The sequence below is a fragment of the Formivibrio citricus genome, from assembly GCF_900115065.1.
GTDB lineage: Bacteria > Pseudomonadota > Gammaproteobacteria > Burkholderiales > Chitinibacteraceae > Formivibrio > Formivibrio citricus.
Genome location: NZ_FOVE01000010.1, coordinates 97,726 through 105,833 on the forward strand (window position 1 = coordinate 97,726; position 8,108 = coordinate 105,833).

At 59.6% G+C, this 8,108-nt stretch carries 7 protein-coding genes; 5 read left to right on the plus strand and 2 right to left on the minus strand.

The genetic code is table 11. The features are described from left to right. Window positions 1–5: 5 nt before the first annotated feature. The 3 genes from BMZ36_RS08215 (at window position 6) to BMZ36_RS08225 (ending at window position 2,682) form a co-directional block, all read left to right on the plus strand. Entirely contained in the window at window positions 6–1,406 is a 1,401-nt protein-coding gene (locus tag BMZ36_RS08215; RefSeq protein WP_091194335.1) for an ammonium transporter, read from the plus strand. Window positions 1,407–1,543: 137 nt separating this feature from the next. Further along, window positions 1,544–2,305, plus strand: a complete 762-nt coding sequence (locus BMZ36_RS08220) for a sulfite exporter TauE/SafE family protein (RefSeq protein WP_091194338.1) — start codon at window positions 1,544–1,546, stop codon at window positions 2,303–2,305. 14 nt (window positions 2,306–2,319) lie between these two features. Further along, window positions 2,320–2,682 (plus strand): rhodanese-like domain-containing protein, encoded by a 363-nt coding sequence (locus tag BMZ36_RS08225; RefSeq protein WP_091194342.1) that lies wholly within the window; start codon window positions 2,320–2,322, stop codon window positions 2,680–2,682. Window positions 2,683–2,689: 7 nt separating this feature from the next. Here BMZ36_RS08225 and BMZ36_RS08230 read toward each other — a convergent pair whose 3' ends face one another. Together BMZ36_RS08230 and BMZ36_RS08235 are read right to left on the minus strand one after the other, a co-directional pair. Then, window positions 2,690–4,039 (minus strand): EAL and HDOD domain-containing protein, encoded by a 1,350-nt coding sequence (locus BMZ36_RS08230; protein WP_091194344.1) that lies wholly within the window; start codon window positions 4,037–4,039, stop codon window positions 2,690–2,692. Between the two features lie 122 nt (window positions 4,040–4,161). Continuing rightward, the gene (locus tag BMZ36_RS08235; RefSeq protein ID WP_091194346.1) at window positions 4,162–5,040 is read right to left on the minus strand and encodes a phosphoribosylaminoimidazolesuccinocarboxamide synthase; all 879 of its coding nucleotides are present in this window, start codon (window positions 5,038–5,040) and stop codon (window positions 4,162–4,164) included. Window positions 5,041–5,154: 114 nt separating this feature from the next. Between BMZ36_RS08235 and BMZ36_RS08240 the strand changes: the two genes are divergently transcribed. Next, the gene (locus BMZ36_RS08240; RefSeq protein ID WP_091194349.1) at window positions 5,155–6,780 is read left to right on the plus strand and encodes a methyl-accepting chemotaxis protein; all 1,626 of its coding nucleotides are present in this window, start codon (window positions 5,155–5,157) and stop codon (window positions 6,778–6,780) included. Between the two features lie 322 nt (window positions 6,781–7,102). Next, window positions 7,103–8,108 (plus strand): cache domain-containing protein (locus BMZ36_RS08245; protein ID WP_143086008.1); only part of this gene is annotated, 1,006 nt, incomplete at its 3' end.

Genomic DNA, 8,108 nt, shown 5'->3' on the forward strand with positions numbered 1-8,108 from the left:
TCAAGATGAAAAAATTGCTAGCCCTGATCGCCCTGTTTGGTGCGATGACACTGGCGGCGCCGTGCTTTGCCGATGCATCCGCGCCTGCCAGCGCGGCTGTAACCGCTTCTGCCGTGACCGCTTCCGATACCGCGGCAGCCAGCGCGCCTGCCGCTGCTCCGGCCCCGACCGCACCGTTTGAAACCGAAGCCAAGAACATCAACTCCGGCGATACAGCCTGGATGCTGATTTCCACGGCCCTGGTGCTGTTCATGACCATTCCGGGTCTGGCGCTGTTCTATGGCGGCATGGTCCGCAAGAAAAACGTGCTGGCCACACTGATGCAGTCTTTCGCGATCACCGCACTGATGACCGTGTTGTGGGTCGTGATCGGCTACTCGCTGGCGTTTACGCCGGGCGGCTCGTTCCTGGGCGGCTTCTCGCGCGTGATGCTTGAAGGCGTGACCTTCTTCAAGGAAGCCGGCAAGCTGTCCGTGAGCCACCTTGCAACTTCGATCCCGGAATCGGTGTTCGTGATGTTCCAGATGACCTTCGCGATCATCACCCCGGCGCTGATTTGCGGCGCCTTCGCCGAGCGCATGAAATTCTCCGCGATGCTGGCTTTCATGACCGTCTGGTTCCTGGCTGTTTACGTGCCGGTGGCCCACATGGTCTGGGAACCGGGTGGCTGGATGGCGGCTGCGGGCGTGCTCGATTTCGCCGGTGGTACCGTGGTGCACATCAATGCCGGTGTCGCGGGTCTGGTCTGTGCACTCGTCATGGGCAAGCGCGTGGGCTATGGCAAGGAATCCATGATGCCGCACAACCTGGTGCTGTCGCTGGTTGGTGCCGCGATGCTGTGGGTGGGCTGGTTCGGCTTCAACGCCGGTTCCGCCGTGGCGGCCGATGGTCGTGCCGGCATGGCCATGCTCGTGACCCATGTGGCTTGTGCAGCAGCAGCGCTGTCCTGGATGTTCGCCGAGTGGATCAACAAGGGCAAGCCGTCCGTTCTGGGCATCATCTCCGGTGCCGTGGCGGGTCTCGTGGCAATCACTCCGGCTGCCGGTTTCGTCGGTGTGAAGGGTGCTCTGATCATCGGTCTGCTCTCCGGCGCGGTTTGCTTCTGGACCGCTGTTCACCTCAAGCACATCCTGGGTTATGACGATTCCCTCGACGCCTTCGGCGTACACGGCATCGGCGGTATCCTGGGCGCCATCCTGACCGGCTTCTTCGCCGTCAAGGATATCGGCGGTGTCGACGGCAACGTGCTGCTGCAACTCAAGGGCGTGCTGTTCACCGTGGTTTACTCCGGCGTGCTGACTTTCGTCATCCTCAAGGCGGTCGATGTGGTCTTTGGCCTGCGTGTTCCGGAAGAGGAAGAACGCGAAGGGCTGGATCTTACCCAGCACGGCGAGCGCGTCGAATAATTCGCTCCTCCCATGCACTTGTCGCAATAGCAGCAAGTGCATGCCTCTGAGCCCGGCTTTGGCCGGGCTTTTTTTCGTTTTCCACTGGCTTTTCCCGGAGTAGACTCCCCGCTTTTCCGATTGGCTGGTTGATTCGCATGTCTCATGAATTGTTGCTGCTCTTGCCCATTGCGTTCATGGCGGGGTTGATCGATGCGGCGGTAGGCGGAGGCGGTCTGATACAGTTGCCCGGCTTGTTTGCGATCCTGCCGCGTGAAATTCCTGCGGTCTTGTTGGGTTCCAACAAATTTGCCTCGATCATGGGCACCGCATCGGCGACCTGGCGCTATGCGCGCCGAATCGAGTTGCCCTGGAAGATGGTGCTGTTTGCGGCTGCGGCAGCGTTCTGCGGTTCCTATCTTGGCGCGCGGGCGGTGCATTTGCTGTCTGCGCAGGCTGTGCGCCCGCTGGTCATCGTGCTGCTGGTCGTGATGCTGGCCTATACCTGGTTCAAGCCGCAGTTCGGCCAGGAAGATGCCGGCCGCCCCCTGACCCGGCGCGACTTGGGTATCGGCCTGCTGATCGGCGCCGGTATCGGTTTCTACGACGGGTTTTTCGGGCCGGGTACCGGCAGCTTCCTGATTTTCCTGTTCGTGCGCTTCTTTCATTTCGATTTCCTGCGCGCTTCGGCGTGTGCCAAGGTCGTCAATCTGGCGACCAACCTCGCTGCGCTGGCATTTTTCGTTCCGGCGGGGCTGGTGCTCTACAGCATCGCTATCCCGATGGGGCTGGCCAATATCGCCGGAGCGCAGGTCGGGACGCGACTGGCGCTCAAGGGCGGCAACCTGTGGGTCAGAAGGCTGTTTCTTGGGTTGGCATTGACGCTGCTGACCAAGTTGCTATTTGATTTGTTCCGGTGATTCGAGGGGATGAAATGAGAAAGCGCATATGCCTGACGATACTGGCGTCCCTGTTTTGCCTGTCGGCACAGGCGGGGGACTGGATGTTCAACGGCGTCAAAACCTCGCTGGTGATCGATGTGCGAACGCCTGCCGAATTTGCCGCCGGGCATGTGGATGGAGCCATCAATATTCCATATGAACAGATCGCCGGGAAAATCCGCGCCGTGCCGGGGGCGAGCGTGGATCGGCCGATCCTGCTGTATTGCCGTAGCGGGCGCCGTTCGGCGATAGCGCGGGAGGCGCTGGAAAAAATGGGCTACCGCCGGGTCATGGATGGTGGCGGGATGGCAGATGCTGTTCGCAACCTCAAGACGTGTGCCGCGAAAGTCTGTTGAACCCGGATCAGACGCACCGGGGGGAAGTTGAAACCCGCTCGATGGTTTCCTGCTCGGCCGATTCGGTGTCGATCAGGGTATCCAGCAGGCAACGGTTGAAATCGTGGGGCGCGATGCCGCAAGCCGCCAGGAGATCGCGCGAGGGCGGTTCGGCCTGTTCCGCCGCTTCGGCCAGCGCCAGGAAAGGTGCGTAGGGACCGGAATTCTCCAGCAATGCCTGGCGTACCTGAGTCTGGACGTCGACATCGGCGAGAATGCGTGCCAGCGGCCGTTGCATCAGCGGTTCCAGCATTGAAAACAGGCCGGTGAGATAAAGCCCTTCGTCTTCGCCCGGCAAATAACGAGCCCCCAGCCTCACCATCAGTTCGGCGCGCACTTGCGCCATTTCTTGCAGAATCAGCCCTTCTTCCGGGTGCTTGCCCTTGGCATAGAGCAGCAGAACCAGCCAGCGATAAAGCCGACAGCGTCCCACCACCACGACCGCTTGTTCAATGCTTTCCACTTTGTGCGCCAATCCCTGGGATGCCGAGTTGGCCTGTGCCAGCAGACGAAAACTCAGCAGGGGGTCGGATTTCATGGCCCGTGCGATCTCAGCGGGTTCCGCTTCCTGACGTACCTTGTTGAGAATGTCGAGGACATGGACGAATCCGGGATCGAGCGGTTCGTCCGGCCAATCCGGGTTGCGGAATAATCGGCCGGCTGCGTAATGGCAGCCGATACTGCGGCACCAGGCATATTCTTCGCGCCAGCCGATGTCGATGACGATCTGCGAGGCTTTGGGAGAGATGCGTCGGGAGGTTTCAACGAACTCTGCGGCCTCGACAGGGGTATGGCCATCGAAAGAAAATGCGAAGCCGTCGGCCAGTGCCAGTAGTTCTTGCGGCCAGCTGCAAGGCAAACAGAGCGCAAGTCGCAAGCCTTCGGTTTTCAGTTGTTGCAATCGCTGCAGCGTATCGGGCTTGAGGCCGCCAGGCGCCAGTAGCAGCACGGCCTTGCAGGCGGCGAGTTCGTCCATGATCGGGTGCGGCAGGCTGGCTGCACCCAGCTCGACCAGCAATATCCGGTTATCGGAGGTGCAAAACGGGGCCAGCAAGCGATGGATGGATTCCAGCAGGATGGCGTCTTCGTGCAGCGAATGTACGGAAACGTGCGGATGTGCGCCGTGTTGCCGCAAGCGGATGAATTTTCCGGCCGAACGGCCATTCCGGTCGACGACGGTTTCTACCGCAAGCAGATGCGAGAGCGCTTCGGGGGTGAAGCTGGCAGGCTCGTCCGCAGCACGGGCGGCCGTGGCCGTTCCTGTGGACGGCTCCGGTGCCTTTGAACCGAAAATGAGCGCGCGCAAACGCTTGAACATGGAAAGCTCCGGGGGAGGGCAACTTGCTCTCTAATATTAGAACAGCTTCCTGGTTGAACCGGCCCCAAGAAAAAGACAAAGGCCGGAATGTTCCGGCCTTTTGTCGATTTTTGCACTTGATGTTAACGGGTAAGCCGCTCCAGCGCTTCCCGGTACTTAGCTGCCGTTTTTTCGGCGACTTCCAGCGGCAGTGCCGGAGCCGGCGGCTGCTTGTTCCAGCCGGTGGATTCCAGCCAGTCGCGCACGAACTGCTTGTCGAAGGAAGGCGGATTCCTGCCCGCTTCATAGCTGTCCGCCGGCCAGAAACGGCTGGAATCGGGGGTGAGCGCTTCGTCCATCAGGCACAGCGTGCCATCCGCATCCAGACCGAATTCGAACTTGGTATCGGCGATGATGATGCCGCGCGTGGCCGCGTATTCCGCTGCGGCCTTGTACAGCATCAGTGCGGCATCGCGAACGCGCGCGGCGAGATCGGCGCCGAGGATGCGTTCGCATTGCTCGAAGGAGATGTTCTCGTCGTGGTCGCCGATCGCGGCTTTGGTCGAAGGGGTGAAGATCGGCTCGGGCAGCTTGTCGGCTTCCCGCAGGCCGGCCGGGAGTGCAATGCCACAAATCGTCCCGGTTTGCTGGTATTCCTTCCAGCCGGAACCTGCCACGTAACCGCGTACGATGGCTTCCACCAGAACCGGTTTCAGCCGCTTGGCGACCACGGCGCGGCCTTCCACTTGCGGCAGGTCTTCGGCGCTGACCACGTCTTCAGGCTTTTCGCCGGTGAAGTGGCTGGGAATCATGTTCTTGAAAAAGTCGAACCAGAAGTTGGAAATCGCAGTCAGGATCTTGCCTTTCTCCGGAATCGGCTCGGCCAGGATCACGTCGAACGCGGAGAGCCGATCCGTGGCGATCATCAGCATGCGCCGTTCGTCGATCTCGTACAGTTCGCGCACCTTGCCGGCATAGAGTTTCTTCAGGCTTTTGAGTTGGGTGGAGGTCAGACCGGTCATGTTGTTTCCACGGTGGTTCATTAGAGCCCGTATTTTGCCCGATTACTGGTCTAAGCTGGAGTAATTCACGACAAAAATGCCTGATTCAGGCAGGTAATCTCGGAGGGAAAGGCCATGCGATTCAAAACACGCATCTGGATTATCGTGGGAGCAGCCCTGATTGGAATGATCGTGATGGGGGCGAGTGGCTTGCTTCAATTGCGTCAGAGCCTGCTGGAAGAGCGCGAAACACAGATTGCCCAATTGCTGGATTTTGCCGAAGCGCAACTCAAGTATTTCCATGGCCTGGAAACCAGCGGAAAGCTCACAAGACAGGAAGCGCAGGCCCGAGCCCGGGAGGCCATCGGCGCGCAGCGCAAAGGTGACGATTATTTCTTCATTCGCAGCATGACCGAAGACATTCTGATTCACCATCCCGTAGCCAGCCGGGTGGGCAAGGTCGATGCCGGCACCAAGTTGCCGGATGGGCGAACCTCGGCCCAAGCCTATCGGGACGCGCTGGCCAAGAGCAAGAACAACAAGGCATTTATCGTTATCCAGACCGCAAGGCCTAACAGCGCCGACAAGACCTTGTATCCGAAATTGAATGGTGTTCTCAAGTTCGAGCCGTGGGGGTGGATGCCGGGGATAGGCTTTTTCACCGACGATATTGAAAAAGCTTTCTGGGCGGATGCTATCAAGATGCTGGTTATCGGGGGCATCCTGATTGCGGTCGTGGCGGTTCTCGCCATCCGTACCATGCGCAGCATCCTCGGCCAGCTCGGGGGCGAGCCGCAATACGCCACCGAAATCGCCCAGTCTATTGCCAATGGCGACCTCTCGCGCAGTATCGATACCCAAGGGCGCAGCGATAGCCTGCTGGGTGCCATGCGCGTCATGCAACAAGGGTTGCACGATATGGTCGAGCGCTTTAACAGGGCTTCCGCGATGCTGGCGAGTTCTTCCCGGGCACTCAGCGAACAGATGGAGCAGATCAGCCAGGGCAGCCGGATGACTTCTGAATCCACGGCATCCACAGCGGCGGCCATTGAAGAAATGACCGTCAGCATCAGTCATATTTCCTCCAGTGCCCGCGAAACCGAAAGCAACTCCCGACAAGCCAACGAGTTGGCTTCCCAAGGCGAACAGCGGGCCAAGGAGGCTTCAACTGAAATCAATCGAACTGCCAGCGATATTACGGTGACGGCCGATCTTATCCGGGGGTTGGTCGAACGCTCACGCGAAATTGACAGCATGAGCGCCGTCATCAAGGAAATCGCCGATCAAACCAATCTGCTCGCACTCAACGCCGCCATCGAAGCTGCCCGCGCCGGCGAACAGGGAAGAGGCTTCGCCGTCGTCGCCGACGAAGTGCGCAAACTCGCCGAGCGTACCGGTGGCGCAACCCAGGACATCACCCGTACCATCCACGCTGTCCAGGGCGACACAGATACCGCGGCGGCTCGGATGGAGGCTGTACGTCAACAGGTGGCGCTCGGTGTCGAACTCGCCGAAAAGGCCGCCCAGGCCCTGCGCGACATCAACGACGGCGCCCGCGCCACGCTGGAAAAGACTCGCGAAGTCACTAACGCTGCGCAGGAACAAAGCCAGGTCAGCAACAGCATTGCCGGCAATGTCGAACGCATCGCCCAGATGGTCGAAGAATCCGACGCCGCCGTGCAGGCTGCGCACGATCAGGTGCGGCAACTGGATGAGCTGGCGCGCGAGCTTAATCAGGCGGCGGCGAGGTTCAGGCTTTAACGGGATGGATTTGACGAAACGAAAAACGCTGGCATGAGCCAGTAATGCCGTTCACTGAAGCCAAGTGAGCGGCATTTTTCTTGAACAGCGCGGCATGCAGCACACCCCGCCCTGGAAGGCGCCGAGCATCGCAGGGAACCCCGTAGGCGCGTAAAAATCCTTAAGTGAGCGGCATTAGGCATGAGCCAGCGTTTTTCGTTTCGTCGCGGCACTGATATATTAGTATTTGCTTATATAGCAAGTGCCCGCGATGGCAAAGAGCGGATTTAATCTATTTTTATATAAAAATCAAATAATTATATTGCTTTGAGGAGTGGGCGCCATGAAATTGAGAACCCGTATTTTGATTATCGTTGCCGCGGCGCTGCTGGGGATGGCGGTGATGGCGGTTGGCGGTTTATACCAAATGCGCGAAAGCATGCATGCAGAGCGTCGGGCGCAGATCGGTCAATTGCTGGAGTTTGCCAATGCCTCGCTCAAGCATTTTCATGCCCAGGAGACCAGCGGGAAATTGACGCGGGAAGAGGCGCAGGCGCGAGCCAAAGAGACATTGGCATCCCAGAGGGTGGGTGATTCCTATTACTTCGTTCGCAGCATGACGGATGATTCCTTTGTTCTCCATGCTGACCCCAAGCGCGTGGGCAAGCCAGATCCGGGGGCCAAGTTGCCGGATGGACGCACGGCGGTTCAAGTCATCAGGGAAGGTTTGGCAAGCAGCAAGGATGGCAAGGCTTTTGTTCTGTCGTATACCGCCCGCCCCGGCAGCGCGGACAAAACCTTGTACCCCAAATTGAACGGCGTCATCAAGTTCGAACCATGGGGCTGGATTCCCGGTATTGGGTTCTATACGGACGACATTGATCGATTATTCTGGAATCAGGCACTCAAAATGGTGGTCGTAGGTGGATTGTTGCTCGGGCTGGTTGGCCTACTCGCCATCCGCACCATGCGCAGCATCCTCGGTCAGCTCGGGGGCGAACCGCAATACGCCGCCGAGATCGCCCAAGGCATTGCCAACGGCGACCTCTCGCGCAGCATTGACGCCCACGGCAAGGCCGACAGCCTGCTGGGCTCCATGCGCGTCATGCAGCAAGGGCTGCACGACATCGTCGCCCGCTTCAACCAGGCCTCCACTACGCTCGCCACTGCCTCGCAGCAACTGACCGAAGAAACCGAACAGATCAGCCGCGGCAGCCAGCAGACCTCCGAAGCCACCGCCTCCACGGCTGCTGCAGTGGAACAGATGACCGTCAGCATCAGCCACATCTCCTCCAGCGCCCGGGAAACCGAAAGCAACTCCCGGCAAGCCGCCGAACTCGCCACCCATG

Excerpts from the sequence above, each read along its gene's own strand:
- BMZ36_RS08215 (WP_091194335.1), top strand. The coding sequence starts at position 6 with ATGAAAAAATTGCTAGCCCTGATCGCCCTGTTTGGTGCGATGACACTG.
- BMZ36_RS08220 (WP_091194338.1), top strand. The coding sequence starts at position 1,544 with ATGTCTCATGAATTGTTGCTGCTCTTGCCCATTGCGTTCATGGCGGGG.
- BMZ36_RS08225 (WP_091194342.1), top strand. The coding sequence starts at position 2,320 with ATGAGAAAGCGCATATGCCTGACGATACTGGCGTCCCTGTTTTGCCTG.
- BMZ36_RS08230 (WP_091194344.1), bottom strand. The coding sequence starts at position 4,039 with ATGTTCAAGCGTTTGCGCGCGCTCATTTTCGGTTCAAAGGCACCGGAG.
- BMZ36_RS08235 (WP_091194346.1), bottom strand. The coding sequence starts at position 5,040 with ATGACCGGTCTGACCTCCACCCAACTCAAAAGCCTGAAGAAACTCTAT.
- BMZ36_RS08240 (WP_091194349.1), top strand. The coding sequence starts at position 5,155 with ATGCGATTCAAAACACGCATCTGGATTATCGTGGGAGCAGCCCTGATT.